At 75.2% G+C, this 17098-nt stretch carries 16 protein-coding genes; 8 read left to right on the forward strand and 8 right to left on the reverse strand.

What is annotated here, in order from left to right:
• The first annotated feature begins 61 nt into the window (after positions 1 to 61).
• Positions 62 to 370 carry a hypothetical protein gene (locus tag CHC11_RS00715; protein ID WP_089309590.1) on the forward strand — a complete coding sequence of 103 codons (309 nt, stop codon included), beginning with the start codon at positions 62 to 64 and terminating at the stop codon, positions 368 to 370.
• Between the two features lie 38 nt (positions 371 to 408).
• On the forward strand, positions 409 to 1398 hold the full coding sequence (locus tag CHC11_RS00720; RefSeq protein ID WP_089309591.1) for an LLM class flavin-dependent oxidoreductase: 990 nt from the start codon (positions 409 to 411) through the stop codon (positions 1396 to 1398).
• Positions 1399 to 1439: 41 nt separating this feature from the next.
• Here the strand turns inward: CHC11_RS00720 and gabT are convergent, their stop codons facing one another.
• On the reverse strand, positions 1440 to 2801 hold the full coding sequence (gene gabT, locus CHC11_RS00725; RefSeq protein ID WP_089309592.1) for a 4-aminobutyrate--2-oxoglutarate transaminase: 1362 nt from the start codon (positions 2799 to 2801) through the stop codon (positions 1440 to 1442).
• Between the two features lie 91 nt (positions 2802 to 2892).
• Between gabT and CHC11_RS00730 the strand changes: the two genes are divergently transcribed.
• Both CHC11_RS00730 and CHC11_RS00735 read left to right on the forward strand, forming a co-directional pair.
• Entirely contained in the window at positions 2893 to 4371 is a 1479-nt protein-coding gene (locus CHC11_RS00730) for a PucR family transcriptional regulator (protein ID WP_089309593.1), read from the forward strand.
• Between the two features lie 5 nt (positions 4372 to 4376).
• Positions 4377 to 5804 (forward strand): aldehyde dehydrogenase family protein, encoded by a 1428-nt coding sequence (locus CHC11_RS00735; RefSeq protein WP_089309594.1) that lies wholly within the window; start codon positions 4377 to 4379, stop codon positions 5802 to 5804.
• Here CHC11_RS00735 and CHC11_RS00740 read toward each other — a convergent pair.
• Both CHC11_RS00740 and CHC11_RS00745 read right to left on the reverse strand, forming a co-directional pair.
• Entirely contained in the window at positions 5801 to 6850 is a 1050-nt protein-coding gene (locus CHC11_RS00740) for an alpha/beta hydrolase (RefSeq protein WP_089309595.1), read from the reverse strand. The two genes, CHC11_RS00735 and CHC11_RS00740, sit on opposite strands and share 4 nt — an antisense overlap.
• A gap of 161 nt (positions 6851 to 7011) precedes the next feature.
• Complete coding sequence (locus CHC11_RS00745) at positions 7012 to 7632, reverse strand: hypothetical protein (protein ID WP_089309596.1); 621 nt, start codon at positions 7630 to 7632, stop codon at positions 7012 to 7014.
• 195 nt (positions 7633 to 7827) lie between these two features.
• Here CHC11_RS00745 and CHC11_RS00750 point away from each other — a divergent pair, with 195 nt between their 5' ends.
• Complete coding sequence (locus tag CHC11_RS00750) at positions 7828 to 8400, forward strand: MarR family winged helix-turn-helix transcriptional regulator (protein ID WP_218825885.1); 573 nt, start codon at positions 7828 to 7830, stop codon at positions 8398 to 8400.
• Positions 8401 to 8453: 53 nt separating this feature from the next.
• Here the strand turns inward: CHC11_RS00750 and CHC11_RS00755 are convergent, their stop codons facing one another.
• Together CHC11_RS00755 and CHC11_RS00760 are read right to left on the reverse strand one after the other, a co-directional pair.
• Entirely contained in the window at positions 8454 to 9068 is a 615-nt protein-coding gene (locus tag CHC11_RS00755; RefSeq protein ID WP_089309597.1) for a class I SAM-dependent DNA methyltransferase, read from the reverse strand.
• Positions 9065 to 10528, reverse strand: coding sequence for a carboxyl transferase domain-containing protein (locus CHC11_RS00760; protein WP_089309598.1), 1464 nt, complete (start codon positions 10526 to 10528; stop codon positions 9065 to 9067). The genes CHC11_RS00755 and CHC11_RS00760 overlap by 4 nt, the downstream gene beginning before the upstream one ends.
• Positions 10529 to 10628: 100 nt before the next feature.
• Here CHC11_RS00760 and CHC11_RS00765 point away from each other — a divergent pair, with 100 nt between their 5' ends.
• Positions 10629 to 12050 (forward strand): amidase, encoded by a 1422-nt coding sequence (locus CHC11_RS00765; protein ID WP_179278622.1) that lies wholly within the window; start codon positions 10629 to 10631, stop codon positions 12048 to 12050.
• On the opposite strand, the gene CHC11_RS00770 is transcribed toward CHC11_RS00765, so the two are convergent.
• Positions 12047 to 13408 (reverse strand): sensor histidine kinase, encoded by a 1362-nt coding sequence (locus CHC11_RS00770; RefSeq protein ID WP_179278623.1) that lies wholly within the window; start codon positions 13406 to 13408, stop codon positions 12047 to 12049. The two genes, CHC11_RS00765 and CHC11_RS00770, sit on opposite strands and share 4 nt — an antisense overlap.
• 333 nt (positions 13409 to 13741) lie before the next feature.
• Between CHC11_RS00770 and CHC11_RS00775 the strand changes: the two genes are divergently transcribed.
• Positions 13742 to 15064 (forward strand): serine/threonine-protein kinase, encoded by a 1323-nt coding sequence (locus CHC11_RS00775; RefSeq protein ID WP_089309601.1) that lies wholly within the window; start codon positions 13742 to 13744, stop codon positions 15062 to 15064.
• Positions 15065 to 15091: 27 nt separating this feature from the next.
• Here CHC11_RS00775 and CHC11_RS00780 read toward each other — a convergent pair whose 3' ends face one another.
• Positions 15092 to 16210, reverse strand: a complete 1119-nt coding sequence (locus CHC11_RS00780) for a PP2C family protein-serine/threonine phosphatase (RefSeq protein ID WP_089309602.1) — start codon at positions 16208 to 16210, stop codon at positions 15092 to 15094.
• 132 nt (positions 16211 to 16342) lie between these two features.
• Between CHC11_RS00780 and CHC11_RS00785 the strand changes: the two genes are divergently transcribed.
• Positions 16343 to 16576: a hypothetical protein gene (locus CHC11_RS00785; RefSeq protein ID WP_089309603.1), complete on the forward strand. Its 234-nt coding sequence runs from the start codon at positions 16343 to 16345 to the stop codon at positions 16574 to 16576.
• 19 nt (positions 16577 to 16595) lie between these two features.
• Here the strand turns inward: CHC11_RS00785 and CHC11_RS00790 are convergent, their stop codons facing one another.
• The gene (locus tag CHC11_RS00790; RefSeq protein WP_089309604.1) at positions 16596 to 17072 is read right to left on the reverse strand and encodes a ribose-5-phosphate isomerase; all 477 of its coding nucleotides are present in this window, start codon (positions 17070 to 17072) and stop codon (positions 16596 to 16598) included.
• Between the last annotated feature and the right edge of the window lie 26 nt (positions 17073 to 17098).

Below are 17098 nucleotides of genomic sequence, written 5' to 3' on the forward strand. Positions count from 1 at the left end.
CTCGCGCGGCAGGGTCACCGAGCGTATGATCCAGGTCACATTCCTAAAGATCGGTGCGCTCATGACCGAAGCCGTGTCCGGCGCCGACCCCGCCTCGGCGCCCGCTCCCCGACTCGCGTTCGGCATCGGCCCGGACGGGACCTACACCCGGTTCGGACAGGCCGTCGCCTTCGTCCTCGGCCTCCTCACGACGTTCGTGTTCCTGCCGCTCACCGTGGTCGGCGCCCTCCTGTACACCCGTGCCGAGACCCGGTTCGGGGAGGACCCCGCGCGGGCCCGCACGCTGGCGAACTGGTCGTGGCTCAGCATCACGGCCCCGATCCTGATCGCGGTCGTCGCCGTCGCCGCCGTGGCCGCGCTGAAGGGCTAGCGGGAAGAGGACCGGCCCGGGACGGGTTGGCACACGGTATGACCGTGCGCTTCTCCGTCCTCGATCTCGCCCCCGTCGTCACCGGCTCCACGTCCGGCCAGGCCCTGCGCAACACGCTCGACCTGGCCCGGCACGCCGAGCGGCTCGGCTACCACCGCTACTGGCTGGCCGAGCACCACGCGATGCCCGGCATCGCCAGCTCGGCGACCGCCGTGCTGATCGGGCAGGTCGCGGCGGCGACCGCCCGGATCCGGGTGGGGTCGGGCGGGGTCATGCTGCCCAACCACGCGCCGATGGTCGTCGCCGAGCAGTTCGGGACGCTGGAGGCGCTGTACCCGGGACGCATCGACCTCGGCCTCGGCCGCGCGCCCGGCACCGACCAGGCGACCGCGCTGGCGCTGCGCCGGTCCCCCGAGGCGCTGTCGGTCGACGACTTCCCCGAGCAGGTCGTCGAGCTGCGCGGCTACTTCGCCGCGGACAGCAAGGTCACTCCGGCCGCCGGGAACGGGCCGCCGGTGTGGCTGCTCGGATCCAGCGGGTACAGCGCGCGGCTCGCCGGCCTCCTCGGCCTGCCGTTCGCGTTCGCGCACCACTTCAGCGCCGAGAACACCGTGCCCGCGCTGAACCTGTACCGGGAGTCGTTCCGTCCCGGCGCGCTGGACGAGCCGTACTCCATGATCGGGGTGTCGGTGACGGCGTCCGAGACCGATGAGCGGGCGCGCGAGCTGGCCGCGCCGCAGGCGCTGTCGTTCCTGCGGCTGCGGCAGGGGCGTCCGGGGCTGCTGCCGACGCCGGAGGAGGCCGCGTCCCACCCGTACACGCCGCTGGAACGGCAGATGATCGACGCGCGGCTGGCCGACCAGGTCGTGGGCGGGCCGGACGCCGTCCGCAAGCAGCTGGACGATCTGGTCGGCCGGACCGGGGTCGACGAGGTCATGGTGATCACGCAGGTCTTCGACCACGCCGACCGGCTGCGCTCCTACGACATCCTCGCCGACCTGTACCGGGAGAGCCTCGGCGCGGCGTGATCCCGGAGCGGGCGGCGGCCGCCTGACGATCACCGGCGAGGTCAGCCCGCGAAGGCCGCCTCCAGGACGTCCAGTCCCTCGGTCAGCAGCTCCTCCGGGATGACGAGCGGCGGCAGGAAGCGCATCACGTTCCCGTAGGTCCCGGTCGTGAGCACGAGCAGGCCGTTCTCGTGGCAGCGGCGGGCCAGCCGCGCGGTCAGCTCGGGGTCGGGCTCCTTCGTGCCCTCCCGCACCAGCTCGATGGCGATCATCGCGCCGCGCCCGCGCACGTCCCCGATCGCCGGGTGCCGTGCGGCCAGGGCCCGCAGCCGGGGCAGCATGATCTCCCCGATCCGGCGGGCGCGCTCGGTGAGCTTGCCGTCCTCGATCTCCTCCAGGACGGCGAGCGCCGCCTCGCAGGCGAGCGGGTTGCCGCCGTAGGTGCCGCCGAGCCCGCCGCCGTGCACCTTGTCCATGATGTCGGCGCGCCCGGTGACCGCCGCAAGGGGCAGCCCGCCCGCGATGCCCTTCGCCGTCGCGACCAGGTCGGGGACGATCCCCTCGTGCTCGCAGGCGAACAGGTCGCCGGTCCGCGCGAAGCCCGTCTGCACCTCGTCGGCGACGAACAGGACGCCGTTCGCGCGGCAGAACTCGGCGAGCGCCGGCAGGAACCCGGGCGCGGGCTCGATGAACCCGCCCTCGCCCTGGATCGGCTCGATCAGCAGCGCCGCGACGTTCGTCGGGCCGATCTGCTTGGTGATCTGGTCGATCACCTGCGCCACCGCCTCCGGCCCGCAGTCGTCCGGGCCGGTCGGCCACCGGTAGGGGTAGGCTAGCGGCATCCGGTAGACCTCGGGCGCGTACGGGCCGAACCCCTGCTTGTAGGGCATGTTCTTCGCGGTCAGCGTCATCGTCAGCAGCGTCCGGCCGTGGTAGCCGTGGTCGAACGCCACGACCGCCTGCCGCCCCGTCGCGTACCGGGCGATCTTGACGGCGTTCTCCACCGCCTCGGCGCCGCTGTTGACCAGCAGGGTGCGCTTCTCGTGGTCGCCGGGCGTGATCCGGTTGAGGTTCTCGCACACCGCGACGTAGGACTCGTACGGCGCGACCATGAAGCAGGTGTGGGTGAACCGCTCGGCCTGCGCCTTCACCCGTGCCGCGACGCGAGGGTTGGCGTTGCCGACGTTCGTGACCGCGATGCCGGAGCCGAAGTCGATCAGCGAGTTGCCGTCGGCGTCGACGACCACGCCGCCGTCCGCGTCCGTCACGTACACCGGCAGGACGCTGCCGACGCCGGGCGGCACCGCGGCGAGGCGGCGCTCGTGCAGCGCGCGGGAGCGCGGGCCGGGGATCTCGGTCACGAGGCGGCGTTCCTGCGGCAGGCGGGAGCCGCTCGCGCCGAGGGCGGGGTCCTGGCTGGTCATGGCCTGAACATAAGCCGGGCGCCGCCTACGATGAACCGTACGGGACGGCGAAATCCGTCCGGCGAGGTAGACACTTTGCACAGGGATTGACATGCCGCCCACGCTGGCCGCCGTGGCCGCCCTTCCCCAGCTCGGGCTGCGGTCGCTCACCGGACCGCTCCCCGCGACCCCGGTCGTGTGGGTCGCCGTCAGCGAGCTGGAGGACCCGACCCCGTTCCTGGAGGGCGGCGAGCTGGTGCTGACCACCGGCATGCGGCTCACCGCCGCGAACGCCGGAGGCTACGTGTCCCGGCTGGTCGCGCGGGGTGTCGCCGGGCTCGGGTTCGCGGTCGGCGTCATCCACGAGACCGTCCCCGCCGAGCTGCTCGCCGCGGCCCGCGACCAGGGGCTGGTGCTGCTGGAGGTACCGCGCCCCACCCCGTTCATCGCGATCGGCAAGGCGGTCTCCCGGGTGCTCGCCGCCGAGTGGTACGAGGACGTGACCCGCGCGTTCCAGGCCCAGCGGGAGCTGACCCGCGCCGCGCTCACCGGCCCCGGCGCGCTGGTCGCCCGGCTGGCCCGGCTGCTCGGGGGTTGGGCGCTGCTGCTGGACGCCTCCGGCGACGTCCGGCACGCCGAACCCGCCCGCGCCCGCGACCGCGCCGGGGACCTCGCGCCCGAGCTGGCCCGGCTGCGGCGCCGCCCGGACCGGGGCGGCCCGGCCGCGAGCGTCGCGCTGGCCGTCCCCGACGACCACATCGTCGTGCAGCGCATCGGGCTGGGCGGCCGGCCGCGCGGGTTCCTCGCGGTGGGCGCGGACGCGCCGCTCCCTCCCACCGCGCACACAATCGTGGGCGCCGCCGTCGCCCTGCTGACGCTGCAGTCGGAGACGCCGCGCACCGGACGCGAGCTCCGGGCATCGCTGGCGGCGCTGCTGCTCGGCCGCCCGGACGAGGGCCCGGCGATCCCGCGCGGGCAAGTGCGGGTGCTGGCCTGCGCGGGCGGGGCCGCCGTCCTGGACGCGCTGGAGTCCGACGCGGCAGGGGCGCGGTGCCCGGCGCTGGCCCTCGCAGGGCACATCGCCGTGATCGTGCCGGACGGGGCGGTCGGGACGGTCGAGCGCCTCCTGGCGGGCAGCGGCCCGATCGGCGTCAGCGACCCCGCGTCCGGGGACCTGCGGCCCGCGCTGCGGCAGGCCGAGGAGGCCCTCGCGGCGGCCGGGCGGTCGGGCCGGGACGTCCTGCACTACTCCCGGCTCCCCGGGCAGGGCGTGCTCGGGCTGATGGACCCCGGCCTCGCGCACGCCTTCGCCGACGCGCTCCTCGCCCCCCTCCGCGCGGAGGGCCTGGTCGAGACCGTCCGGGCCTATGTCGCGGCCAACGGGCAGGGGGAGGCGGCGGCGCGGGCGCTCGGTGTCCACCGGCACACGCTGCGCTCGCGGATGCGCAAGGCGGCCGAGCTCCTCGGGCGCGACCCCGACGATCCGGCCGTCCGCGCCGAACTGTGGATCGCGCTCTCCATCACGTCCAACGGCGAGGAACCGATTGGACATCGCGGCGACTCCCAATCGCGCGCGCCGCGGATACCGTGAAACGCATGAACGTGACCCCATTCTGGCTGGCCGGCCGGCCCGAGACCGGTGACGGTGAGCTGACCGTTACGCATCCCTACGACGGCCGCGTGGTCGGGACGGCGGCGGTGCCGACGCCCGCGCAGGTGGAGGAGGCGGTCGCCGCGGCCGACGCCGTCCGCCGGGAGGCCGCGGCGCTGCCCCTGCACGTGCGGGCCGAGGCCCTCGCGCACGTGTCGGCGCGGCTCGCCGAGCGCGCCGAGGAGGTCGCCCGGCTGATCACCGGCGAGAACGGCAAGCCGCTGCTGTGGGCGCGCGGCGAGGTGACCCGGGCGGTGTCCACGTTCCGGTTCGCCGCCGAGGAGGCCCGCCGCATCGCCGCCACGACGCAGCGGCTCGACACCGACCCGGCCGCCGAGGGCCGGATGGCCTACATCACCCGCGTGCCGAAGGGCCCGGTGCTCGGCATCTCGCCGTTCAACTTCCCGCTGAACCTCGCCGCCCACAAGATCGCGCCGGCGATCGCCGCGGGCGCGCCGATCGTCCTCAAGCCCGCCCCCGCGACGCCGCTGTCGGCGCTGCTGCTCGGCGAGCTGCTGGCCGAGACCGACCTGCCCGCCGGGATGTTCTCGGTCCTGCCGGTGCCGAACGACCGGGCCTCCGCCCTGGTCGACGACCCGCGGCTGCCGATCGTGTCGTTCACCGGCTCGGTGCCGGTCGGCTGGGCGATCAACGACCGGGCGCCGCGCAAGCACGTCACCCTCGAACTCGGCGGCAACGGCGCGGCCGTCGTGCTGCCCGACGCCGACCTGGACTGGGCCGCCAAGCGGATCGGGCTGTTCGCCAACTACCAGGCGGGGCAGAGCTGCATCGCCGTCCAGCGCGTCTACGTGGACCGGACCGTCCTCGACGAGTTCCTGCCGAAGCTGGTCGACACGGTCTCCTCCCTCGTCACCGGCGACCCCTGGGACGACAAGACCCAGGTCGGCCCGCTCGTGAACGAGGAGGCCGCCCAGCGCGTCGAGACCTGGGTGGAGGAGGCCGTCGCCGCGGGCGCGCGCGTCCTCACCGGCGGCACCCGCGAGGGCGCCGCGTACGCGCCGACCGTCCTCGCCGACGTCCCGCCCGACTCCAGGATCGCCCGCGAGGAGGTCTTCGGCCCGGTCGCGTTCGTCCAGCCGGTGGACGGCGTCGACGAGGCGTTCGCCCTCGTCAACGACTCCAAGTTCGGCCTCCAGGCGGGCGTGTTCACCCGGAGCCTGGACGTGGCGTTCCGCGCCCACCGCGAGCTGGACGTGGGCGGCGTCGTGATCGGCGACGTCCCGTCCTACCGCGCCGACCAGATGCCCTACGGCGGCGTGAAGGACTCCGGCGTGGGCCGCGAGGGGCTGCGGTCGGCGATCGCCGACTACACCGAGGAGAAGGTCATGATCCTCACGGGCCTGCCCCTCTAGCCCCGGCCGCGGGGCCCCGCGTACAGCCCGGTGCGCAGGGCCCCGGCCGCCTCGGACGCCGCCTCCCGGAACCGCCCGCCCAGGGACCACATGTTCGCGAACCCGTGGATGAGGTCCTCCTGCCGCCTCAGCGCGACGGGCACGCCGGCCTTCCGCAGCCGCTCGGCGAACTCCTCCCCCTCGTCCCGCAGCGGGTCGAACCCGGCGGTGACGAGGTAGGTGGGCGGGAAGCCGGAGAGATCGTCGAACAGCAGCGGCGAGGCGGCCGGCTCGGCGCGCCGCGACTCCGGGCAGTAGCGGTCGCTGAACCACGTCATGTCGGCGTCGGTCAGGTAGAACCCGTCGGCGAACAGGTCCCGCGACCTCCGCAGGACGGACATGTCGATCGCCGGGTAGTACAGCAGCGCGAAGTCCGGCGTCCGCCGCGCCAGCACCGCCACGACCACCGCGAGGTTGCCGCCGGCGCTGTCGCCTCCGACGGCGACGGCCCCCGGGTCGGCGCCGAGGTCGCCGGCGTGGGCCGCCGCGTACTCGTAGGCGGCCAGCGCGTCGTCGGTCGCCGCCGGGTACGGGTGCTCGGGCGCGAGCCGGTAGTCCACCGACAGCACCCGCACCTCCGCGTGCACGGCGAGGTACCGGCACACCGTGTCGTGCGTGTCGAGGCTCCCGATGACCCAGCCGCCGCCGTGGTAGAAGACGAGGAGCGGGGATCCCTCGGCCAGGCCCTTCGGCGTGTAGAGCCGCGCCGGCACGCCGCCCGCGTCCACCTTCCGCGTCCGGACCGGCCGCGCCGGCACCTTCGGCAGGTACGACTGCCCGCGGGCGATCCCCCGCCGCGCGTCCTCGACCGTGCCTCCGGCCAGCCTCCGCTCGCCCTCCAGCCGCATCATCGTCAGCAGGAGCTGCGCGTCCAGCGCCAGCTGCTGCCCGTCCCGCCGCACCGGCGCCCCGGCGATGAGCCGCTTCACCGGCCCCGGCAGCGCGAACACGGCGCGGAGCACGGCCCCGGTCACCCCCGCCGGCACCTTCTCGGTCAACGACGCCACACCAGCCTCCAGCCCTCGGGTCCCGCACACCGTACTCCCCAGTAGCCCGGCGCCACAGCCCCAGCGCTCCGGTGACCGCCGCACCGATCCGGCTCGACCATGTCGTCCCGTCTGGGTCCGGCGGGCCGCACGCGTCGCCCATCAGGCCGCGCGCATGCCGGTCAGGAAGCGCGCGTTCGGCGGTGCCAGTAGGCGAGCGTGACGGCGGCGAGCAGGGGCCCCCACGCCACCAGCGGCGCGTAGGCGACGGCACCGAGCACGCCCTGCCAGTCGTGGAAGTGGATCGGGAAGTCGTCGGGCAGCGGACGCCCCTGGACGGTCTCCTGGAACACCAGGCAGTTCACGACGGAGGCCGTCCACATCGGGGTCAGGATCGCGGCGCCCGCGAGGCCCGGCACCACGGCGGCCATGACCGGCACGCGCCGTCCCCGCAGGCCCGGCAGCCACCGCGGGAACACCTCGCCCCAGCCGGCGACCAGGCCGATCGCGGTGAAGGCCACCACCTCCGACACGATCGACAGGAGCACCACGTACGCCTCCAGCGGCACCCAGCCGGGAAGATCGCCTCCCGCGGTCTCCGAGTCCAGGGCGCTGCCGCTGAGGATCGGCAGGTGGAGGGCGAAGGCGGCGATCCGCCACAGCCCGGACGGCAGGACGGTGAACGGGACGGCCATGGCCGCGATCCGCGCCCATCGCGGGACGCCCGCCACCGGCGCGTGCGCGGCGCCCCAGCCGGCGCGCAGCCGCGCGAACGGAACCGAGGATGTGCTCGCAAAGGTCATGGCCCAACCCTCGCGCCCGCCCCGCCCGCGCTGATCACCCGCGGGCGGCATCCCCCTCCCCCGTACGGGGGAAACCCGGGCCGGGTCACCGGGATCGTACGGAACCGAACGACCTTCGCCGGGGGTAGATTCGCCTTCGGTCCGCCAGCGGCGCGCGAGCGGTTCACCGGCGCCGGACCCCACGGGAGGACGTACGTGACCAGGCATCACACCCCGCAGGAGACCGAGCGGGCCATCCAGCGGCGGCTCGGGGACGTGCCGCTGCGGCACGACGCGATGATGGCGGTGTCCAACGTCTACCGCGCCGCCGCGGCGATCCGGCAGCACTTGGAGGGCTCGGTCCTGCGCAGCGCCGACCTGACGTGGACGTCGTTCGTCGTCCTGTGGGTGGTGTGGATCTGGGACGAGATGGAGACGCGGCACGTCGCCGAGGAGGCGGGCATCTCCAAGGGCACGCTCACCGGGGTCGTGAAGACGCTGGAGGGGCGCGGCCTGATCGAGCGCCGCGCGCACGCGACGGACGGGCGGCTGGTCCTGCTGCGGCTGACCGGCGGGGGGCACGAGTTGATGCGGCGGCTGTTCCCGGCGTTCAACGCCGAGGAGGCGTTCGTGGTGGAGAGGCTGAGCGGCGAGGAGAACCGCGCGCTCGCCCAGACGCTCCGGTCGGTGGTCGAGCACCTGGAGGAGGAGGGCGAGGGGCGGCGGGCGGCGCTGCGGGAGCAGTCACCGCCACCGCCCCGGCGCTCGGGCCGCCGCGCCCGCGGCTGACGCCCTCCACCGCCCTGGTCCAGGCGTCCGTTGGGCGGTGGCCGCGGCGGCCCTCAGGGTTTGCGGGCCAGGAGGGCGCCGGCGGGGAGGGGGCGCTCGTTCTCCGCAGGCCGGCGCAGGAGCCGCGCCACCTCCACCAGCCCGGCCCGGGCGGCCATCTCGGCGATGTCGTCGACGGGCCTGCGGTAGGCGAGGGCGACCTTGTGGTCGAACGCCTCCGCCTCGCCCTCGTCGGTCGACTGGAACCCGAGCAGTACCAGGCCGCCGGGGGCCAGCACCCGGTGGAACTCGGCGAAGGCGCGCGCGATCTCCGCCGGTCCCAGGTGGATGGTCGAATACCACGACAGGACGCCCGCCAGGCCGCCGTCCGGAAGGTCGAGGGCCGTGATGTCGCCCTCGTCGAAGCGCAGGTGCGGGTGGTCGGCGCGGGCCCGGGCGATCATGGCGGGCGACAGGTCGAGTCCGAACGCGTCCAGGCCGAGGCCGTGCAGCAGCGCCGTCCCGCGGCCGGGGCCGCAGCCGAGGTCGGCGACCGGCCCGGCCGGGACCATCGCCGCGAACGCGCCGATCATCGCCCGGTCCAGATGGAGCTCGTCGAGCGCGTCGCGGAAGAGGTCGGCGTAGAGGTCGGCGATGGCGTCGTAGGCGCGGGACACGGTCTCGGTCATGATCCCCGACGGTAGCGCGCCTGGCGGGCGGCAGGGGCGCCGGGCGCGAGGCCCGACAGCCCCCGCTCCACCGCCGCGGCGGCGCGGCGGCAGAACGCCTCCGGCTCGTCGGCGGCGTCCGGGCGCTCGTCGACGAGCACGTCCGCCGACCCGCCGCGCAGCAGGTCCGCCGACCGGACGCCCTGCGCCTCGGCCATCTCGCCGGCCCGCGCCGGGGTCCGGTGGACGATCAGCGAGGCGCCTTCGGGCGGCAGCGGCGAGAGCCAGGCGTGCCGGGCCACCAGGACGCGGTCGGCGGGCAGCAGCGCCAGCGCGGCGCCGCCCGTGCCCTCGCCCAGCAGCAGGCAGAGCGTCGGCGCCGGGAGGGTGATCAGGTCCGCGAGGCAGCGGGCGATCTCGCCCGCGAGCCCGCCCTCCTCCGCGGCGGCCGACAGGACGGCGCCGGGCGTGTCGACCACGGTGACCAGCGGCAGGCCCAGCTCGGCGGCCAGCCGCATCCCGCGCCGCGCGACGCGCAGCCCGGCCGGGCCCAGCGGGTGGCCGCCGCGCCGGTCCTGGCCCACCAGGACGCACGGCGCCGCGCCGAAACGGGCCAGGGCGAGCAGCAGGCCGGGCTCCGCCTCCCCCTGGCCGGTACCCGAGAGGGGCGTCACGTCCGCGGCGCCGTGGCGCAGCAGTTCGCGGACGCCCGGACGGTCCGGACGGCGCGACCGCTCGATCGAGTCCCACGCCGTCCCCTCCGGCGGGACGCTCTCGGGCAGGGGCGAGGGAGCCGTGGGCGGCCGCCCGCACAGGACGTCCAGCGCGGCGGACGCCGCCCCGGCGAGATCGTCGATGGCCACGACGGCGTCGAGCAGGCCCTTGGCCGCCAGGTTCTCGGCGACCTGCACCCCCGGCGGGAACGGCTCCCCGTACAGGCCCTCGTAGACGCGCGGCCCGAGGAACCCGATCAGCGCGCCGGGCTCGGCGGCCGTCACGTGCCCGAGCGACCCCCACGAGGCGAACACCCCGCCGGTCGTCGGATGCCTCAGGTAGACCAGGTAGGGCAGTCCGGCGGCCCGGTGCGCCATGACGGCGGCGGTGATGCGGGCCATCTGCACGAACGCGGCCGTCCCCTCCTGCATGCGGGTGCCGCCGGAGGACGGCGCGGCGAGCAGCGGCAGGCCCGCGGCGGTGGCGCGCTCGACGGCCGCGACGATCCGGTCGGCGGTGGCGAGGCCGATCGAGCCCGCGAGGAACCGGAACTCCGACACGACGAACGCGACGCGGCGCCCGCGCAGCAGGCCCTCCCCCGTCAGGACGGCCTCGTCGCAGCCGCTGCGCTCGCGGGCGGCGGCGAGATCCTCGGCGTAGGCGGGGGAAGGGGGCGGCTCCCCTGCGGGCGGGGTGTCCCAGGACGTCCAGGCGTCCTCGTCCAGCACGCGGCGCAGCAGTTCGCGCGCCCCGACACGTTCCGTCACGAATCACCTCCCGCCGGTCTCCCCTGCATGATGACCTCACCCCGGGACCGCCGGGCGCGCGGGGTGGACACTGGTGGGACCCCGCGCACGAGGAGGGCATGTGTCCGAGGAGATCTGTTTCGCGTCCGCCCGCGACCTGGCGCGCCGGATCCGCGCCCGCGAACTGTCGGCGCGCGAGGTCCTGCAGGCGCATCTCGACCAGATCGAGCGGACGAACCCGCAGGTCAACGCCATTGTCACGCTGGTCGCCGAGCGGGCGTGGCGGCAGGCGCGGGAGGCCGACGAGCGGCTGGCCGCCGGGGAGCGGCCGGGCCCGCTGCACGGCCTGCCCGTGGCGCACAAGGACACCCACGCCACCGCCGGCATCCGCACCACGTCCGGGTCGCCGATCTTCGCCGACCATGTCCCGGACCGCGACGAACTCGTCATCGAGCGGATCCGCGCCGCGGGCGCCGTCACGCTCGGCAAGACGAACACGCCGGAGTTCGCCGCCGGTTCCCACACCTTCAACCCGGTGTTCGGCCTGACCCGCAACCCCTACGACCCGTCCCGCTCGGCGGGCGGCAGCAGCGGCGGCGCCGCGGCCGCACTGGCGTGCGGGATGCAGCCGCTCGCGGACGGCGGCGACATGGGCGGCTCGCTGCGCAACCCCGCGTCGTTCTGCAATGTCGTCGGGCTGCGCCCGTCGCCGGGCCGGGTGCCGTCCTGGCCGGTCCTCGCGGGCTGGTCGACGCTGGGCGTGCAGGGCCCGATGGCCCGGGACGTCGCGGACGCCGCGCTGCTGCTGTCGGTGCTCGCCGGCCCCGACCCGCGCAGCCCGATCGCGCTGGAGACGCCCGGGCGGGCGTTCGCCGCGCCGCTGGACCGCGACCTCGCCGGCCTGCGCCTCGCCTGGGCCCCCGACCTCGGCGGGACGATCCCCGTCGACCCGGCCGTCACCGCCGTCCTGCGACCCGCCGCCGAGGTGTTCGAGGAGATGGGCTGCGCGGTCGAGGAGGCCTCCCCCGACCTGACCGGCGCCGACGAGGTCTTCCGGACCCTGCGGGCCTGGCACTGGGACATCACCCTGCGCCCCCTGCTGGACGAGCGCCGCGCCGACTTCAAGCCCTCCCTCGCCGAGAACATCGACGCCGGCCGCTCCCTCACCGGCGCCGACCTCGGCCGCGCCGAGACGCTCCACACGGCGCTGTTCCACCGCGTCCGGGAGTTCTTCGAGCGCTACGACGCGCTGCTGCTGCCGGTCAGCCAGGTCCCGCCCTTCGACGCCGGCGCCGAGTACCCGGGCGAGGTCGCCGGCCGGCCGATGCGCGACTACCTGGAGTGGATGCGGTCCTGCTTCCTCATCTCGGCGACCGGATCCCCCGCGCTGTCGGTGCCCGCCGGGTTCACCTCGGACGGGCTGCCGGTCGGGCTGCAGATCGTCGGCCCCCACCACGCGGACCTCGCCGTCCTGCAGATCGGTCACGCGTTCGAGCGGGCGACCCGGCACGGCGTGCGGCGCCCGCCCCTGGCCCTTCCCTAGAGGTCCTCGCGGGGGATGCGCAGGACGAAATGGGCGCCCTGGTCGCTGTCGGCGGCCACGAGCGTGCCGCCGTGCGCGCGGGCGATGTCGCGGGAGATCGTCAGCCCGAGACCGGTGCCGCCGCGGTCGCGGTCGCGGCCCTCGGCGAGCCGGTGGAACCGCCAGAAGATCCGCTCGCGGTCCTCCGGCGCGATCCCGGATCCGTCGTCGCGGACCTCCAGCACCGCCTCCGGCCCGTCCGCGGTCACCCTCACCCAGATCCGCGACCGCGCGTGCCGCTCGGCGTTGTCCAGCAGGTTCGTCAGCAGCCGGACCAGCTGGGCCTCGGTGACCCGGGCCGTGACGCCCTCGTCCGCCGCGACCTCGACCGGGACCCGGCGCGACCGCCGGCCCACCTCCGCCCGGACCAGCTCGCCTAGGTCGACCCGATCCCGCGCGACGTGCACGCCCGCGCCGAGCTTCGCCAGGATGAGCAGGTCGCCGACGATGCCCTGCAGCCGGTCGGCGTCGGCGAGGACCGCCCGGGCGACCGCGGGCCAGTCCTCGTCCTCCGGCTGCTCCAGCGCCGCCTCCAGCTGGGTGCGCAGCCCCGTCAGCGGGCTGCGCAGCTCGTGCGAGACGTCCGCGACGAACGCGCGCTGCCGCGTGAGGACGTCCTCCAGCCGGTTCAGCATGACGTTCACCGACTCGGCCAGCTCGGACATCTCGTCGTTCGGATCCGGCACGGTCACCCGGCGGTCGGCGCCGCCGGTGATCTCCGTCATCTCGGCGCTCATCACCCGCACCGGCCGCAGCGCCCGGCGCACCGACAGCGACACGATCCAGCCCACCGCGGCGGTCGCGACCAGCACCGCCCCGCCGAGCAGGGCGAGGAACGCCGGCCTGTAGCGGGTGAACGTCGTGATGGGCGCGCCGACGGCGACCGTACGGGTGCCGTAGCGGGTGTCCACCCGCTCGGTGACGAAGTAGAAATCGGCCAGCCCCCGGAGTTGCAGGGTGTGGTACTCGGGGCGGCCCGCCACCGGCGAGACCGGAGCCCGCACCGGGCCGCGGCCGTGCAGGGTCTCGCTGGCCGCGAGCACGTTGCCGTCGCCGTCCAGGACCTGGAGCAGCGGGAAGCCGGGATCCTCGACGCGGAGCGTCCCGCGCAGGTCGGTCTCGCGCACGAGCGTGGCGAGTTCGGTGACGACCAGGGTGCCGCGCTCGTGCAGCCCGCGGTAGACGGTGCCGCGGAGGGCCTGGTAGAAGAGCGTGACGCCGGCGATGAGCAGGAGCGCGACGATCAGAGTCGCGGCCGCGGTCACGCGGGTCCGCACCGACCAGCACGACGGCGACAGCAGGTCCCCGAGTATGCGCACCCGGCGCCCCTCCCCCTTCCGGCTCGCACGCGGTGGCCGGCGCCGCGCCGCGCCGACGCGCCGGGGGGAGAGCGCAGGACGGTTCTTACCGGGCCGTCGCCCGGCGAAACATCGCCGCATACCGGACCGGTGCCCGCGCGGGCGGCGCCTCCCACCCCTGGGGAGCCGCCCACGCGGGCACCGCTCCTGCCACTGTGCACGCCCCGGGTGCACGGGGTGCTACATCGACGTGACGATCACGTTTCCGCCCTTCTTCGGAAAAACCCGCCATAATTCGCCGCCGAAAGGGGAGGGGTGGGCGGGAGAGACGGAAGGGGGGTGCTGAGGCACCGTATGGACACTGACTTCAGGCCACTCGAACCCGCCGACCCCCGCGAGGTCGGCGGCCACCGGCTGCTGGGCAGGCTCGGATCCGGCGGCATGGGGACGGTCTTCCTCGGGGCCGACCCGGTCTCGGGCGGGCGCGTCGCGGTGAAGACGATCCACCCGCACCTCGCCGACGACCCGTCCTACCGGCGGCGCTTCCGCGACGAGGCGCACCTCGCGAGCCGGGTCGCCTCCTTCTGCACCGCGCGGGTCCTCGCGCAGGGCGAGCAGGACGGCCTGCCCTACCTCGTCACCGACTACGTCGGGGGCGTGTCCCTGCACGACCGGCTCACCGCCGGCGGCCCGCTGCCGCCCGCCGACCTGCACGGCGTCGCCGTGGGCGTCGCCTCGGCGCTCGCCGCGATCCACGCGGCGGGGCTCGTGCACCGCGACCTCAAGCCCGCCAACGTAATGCTCACCCTGTCCGGATGCCGCGTCATCGACTTCGGCATCGCGGGCAGCCAGGACGCGCCGGACGACCCCGCCACGACCGGCCAGGTGTTCGGCACCCCGGGATGGATCGCCCCGGAGGTGCTCGTCGGGGGCCCCTCGTCCCAGGCGGCCGACATCTTCTCCTGGGGCTGCCTCATCGCCCACGCCGGGACGGGGCAGATGCCGATCGGCGGCGATCCCGCGACGCTGCGCACCGCGGCCGGGGACGCCGACCTGTCCGGCCTTCCGGACGCGCTGGTCCCGCTCGTCCGGTGGGCGCTGGCGGAGGACCCGGCGGACCGGCCCACCGCGACCGACCTGCTGCTCGCCCTTGTCGAGCAGCCGCAGCCGCACGCCGCGGACCGCCTCGCACCGCGCCCCGTCCCGCCGGGCGACGCGCCCCGGCGCTCCCTTCCGCCGCGCTCCCGGCAGCGACGCCCCGTACCGGGCCCCCCGACGCCGTTCCGGTCCCGCAAGTGCAAGTCCAGCGCCGAGGACACCGACACCAGGGCGTTCACGCCGCTCGGCGTGGCGGGCGCCACGACGTCCACCCGCACGCGGCTGCTGGCGGGTGCCGGCGCCGCGGCCGGCACCCTCCTGGTCGGGGCGGTCGTCCTCGGGATCACCGGGGCCAGGGCCGCTCCGCCCTCCTCGCCGGACGCGCCCGGCCCGTCCGCGCCGGCGGTCTCCGCCGCGCCGACGAAGAAGGCGGGCGCCGTCAGGGCCGGAACGTCCAAGCGGCCGCCGGCGAAGACCGGCAGGCAGAGGCCGAAGCAGAAGCCGCAGGAGGGGAAGCCGAAGTCGAGGGCCAAGCACGCCGCGAAGCACGGCAAGGCCAAGGGCAGGTCCAAGCACTGAGGCCGGCCCGCCGCGCCGCCGCGCCCGTCAGGTGCGCCAGACCAGGACCAGAGCGCAGTCGTCGTCGCGGGTCGCGGCCATCGTCTCCACCAGCTCCCGCGCGCCGCGGCCGAAGCCCTGCGGGACGAGCCGCTCCGCCTCGCCGAGCAGCCGGTCGATCCCGGCGTCGAGGTCGCTGCCGGGCGACTCCACCAGGCCGTCGGTGTACAGGAGCAGCGCGTCGCCCGGACGCAGCTGCCCGCGTTCGGGCACGCAGTTCAGGTCGGGCACCACGCCCAGCACCACGCCCTTGGCGGAGCTGACCCGCCAGGCGCCGCTGCCCGCGTCGAACTGGACGGCGGGCGGGTGCCCCGCCGACTCGACCGTGTACTCCCCCGTGCGCAGGTCGACGACGACGTGCACGGCCGTCACGAAGCCCTCGTCCCACCGCTGGCGCTGCAGGTAGACGTTGCAGGCCGGCAGGAAGTTCTCGGGCTGGACCGATCCAAGCAGGCCCCCGAAGGCACCCGACAGCATCAGCGCTCTCGTTCCGGCGTCGGTGCCCTTGCCGGACACGTCGACCAGCGCGACCTCCAGCGTCGCGCCGTCGGAGGCCGAGACCACGAAGTCGCCGCCGAACGAGGAGCCCCCCGCCTGCAGCATCACGACCTGCGAGCTCCAGCCGTCCGGCAGCTCGGGCATCTCGCCGTGCCGCCGGAGCCGGTCGCGCAGCTCCAGCAGCATCGAGTCGCCGCGCAGGCCCTGCACGCCGAGCTGCTGGCGGGTCCGGGCGAGGGTGATGGCGAGCACCGCCGTGATGCCCAGCGTGGCGATCATGCCGAGGCCGAACGCGGCGACGTCCTTCCAGACGTTGTAGGCGGCCATCGCGGCCACGATCGCCAGGAGGGCGGCCAGGCTCCGCACCTTCAGCAGCAGCCCGCCGACCACCACGATCAGCACCAGCGCCCCGGAGGGGGCCAGCCCGCGCGAGTCACCGGACGTGGCGATGCCGATCGCGACCGCGAGGACCGCCAGGGCCGCGAAGACGTACCGGTCCCGGGTCAGCGTGCCCCGCCTCAGCCACCGGTAGAGCACGACCAGGAACGGAATCCTGCGCAGCACGGCACGCACACGCGGCGGGAGCAGCTGCACCAGACGTTGAAGCATGACTCCGGCACTGTATCGAGCAATGCGCCCGGTCGGTCAGTATCCGAGAGCACCAGTGACGCACTGTAACGATCGTGCTACGCGAAATCTGGGTAAATGTGGCCTTGCAACCAACGCGGCAGGGAGCGGCACATGGTCCAGTCGGGCATGCGGATCACGGTGGACGCGGCGATGCGGGCCCGCGACGTCTCACGGCCGGGCGCCGGGGGCGGGGAACCGCCCGGCGCCGGCCCGGGACCCGCGGCCGCCTCCGGAGCGAACCCGAACAAGTCCGGTGACAACGGCAGGCGGACCAAGGCCGAGAAGAACGAGCGGCGCCGCCTCGACAAGCGCGGCGCCCGCCGGCCCCCCGAGAACGGGCGCTAGCCGGGGCGGCGCCGGCCGGTCAGCCCTCGCGCGGCAGCGGGGGCAGCTCGCCGGTGTGCTCGTAGGCGCCGAGCATCCTGATCCGCCGGGTGTGGCGCGGCTCCTTGGAGTAGGACGTCGCGAGGAACAGCTCCAGGAAACGGGCCGCGGTGTCCAGGTCGTGCTGCCGCGCCCCGAGCGCGATGACGTTCGCGTCGTTGTGCTCGCGGGCGAGCGTGGCGGTGTCCTCGTTCCAGACCAGGGCGGCTCGCACGCCCTTGACCTTGTTCGCCGCGATCGCCTCGCCGTTGCCGGAGCCGCCGATCACCACGCCGAGCGCTCCCGGCTCGGCCGCCGTCCGCTCGGCCGCCCGCAGGACGAACGGCGGGTAGTCGTCCACGGCGTCGTACACGAACGCGCCGCAGTCGACGGCCTCGTGCCCGTTCCGCCCCAGCCAGGAGACCAGGTGCTCCTTCAGCTCGAAGCCGGCATGGTCGGATCCAAGAAACACGCGCATGCGCCCGATTGTCGCAGGCCCGCGCC

It is taken from the genome of Actinomadura mexicana (assembly GCF_900188105.1).
Lineage (GTDB): Bacteria > Actinomycetota > Actinomycetes > Streptosporangiales > Streptosporangiaceae > Spirillospora > Spirillospora mexicana.

Coding starts and splice junctions, on each gene's coding strand:
- CHC11_RS00715 (WP_089309590.1), top strand. CDS start 62: ATGACCGAAGCCGTGTCCGGCGCCGACCCCGCCTCGGCGCCCGCTCCC.
- CHC11_RS00720 (WP_089309591.1), top strand. CDS start 409: ATGACCGTGCGCTTCTCCGTCCTCGATCTCGCCCCCGTCGTCACCGGC.
- gabT (WP_089309592.1), bottom strand. CDS start 2,801: ATGACCAGCCAGGACCCCGCCCTCGGCGCGAGCGGCTCCCGCCTGCCG.
- CHC11_RS00730 (WP_089309593.1), top strand. CDS start 2,893: ATGCCGCCCACGCTGGCCGCCGTGGCCGCCCTTCCCCAGCTCGGGCTG.
- CHC11_RS00735 (WP_089309594.1), top strand. CDS start 4,377: ATGAACGTGACCCCATTCTGGCTGGCCGGCCGGCCCGAGACCGGTGAC.
- CHC11_RS00745 (WP_089309596.1), bottom strand. CDS start 7,632: ATGACCTTTGCGAGCACATCCTCGGTTCCGTTCGCGCGGCTGCGCGCC.
- CHC11_RS00755 (WP_089309597.1), bottom strand. CDS start 9,068: ATGACCGAGACCGTGTCCCGCGCCTACGACGCCATCGCCGACCTCTAC.
- CHC11_RS00775 (WP_089309601.1), top strand. CDS start 13,742: ATGGACACTGACTTCAGGCCACTCGAACCCGCCGACCCCCGCGAGGTC.
- CHC11_RS00780 (WP_089309602.1), bottom strand. CDS start 16,210: ATGCTTCAACGTCTGGTGCAGCTGCTCCCGCCGCGTGTGCGTGCCGTG.
- CHC11_RS00785 (WP_089309603.1), top strand. CDS start 16,343: ATGGTCCAGTCGGGCATGCGGATCACGGTGGACGCGGCGATGCGGGCC.
- CHC11_RS00790 (WP_089309604.1), bottom strand. CDS start 17,072: ATGCGCGTGTTTCTTGGATCCGACCATGCCGGCTTCGAGCTGAAGGAG.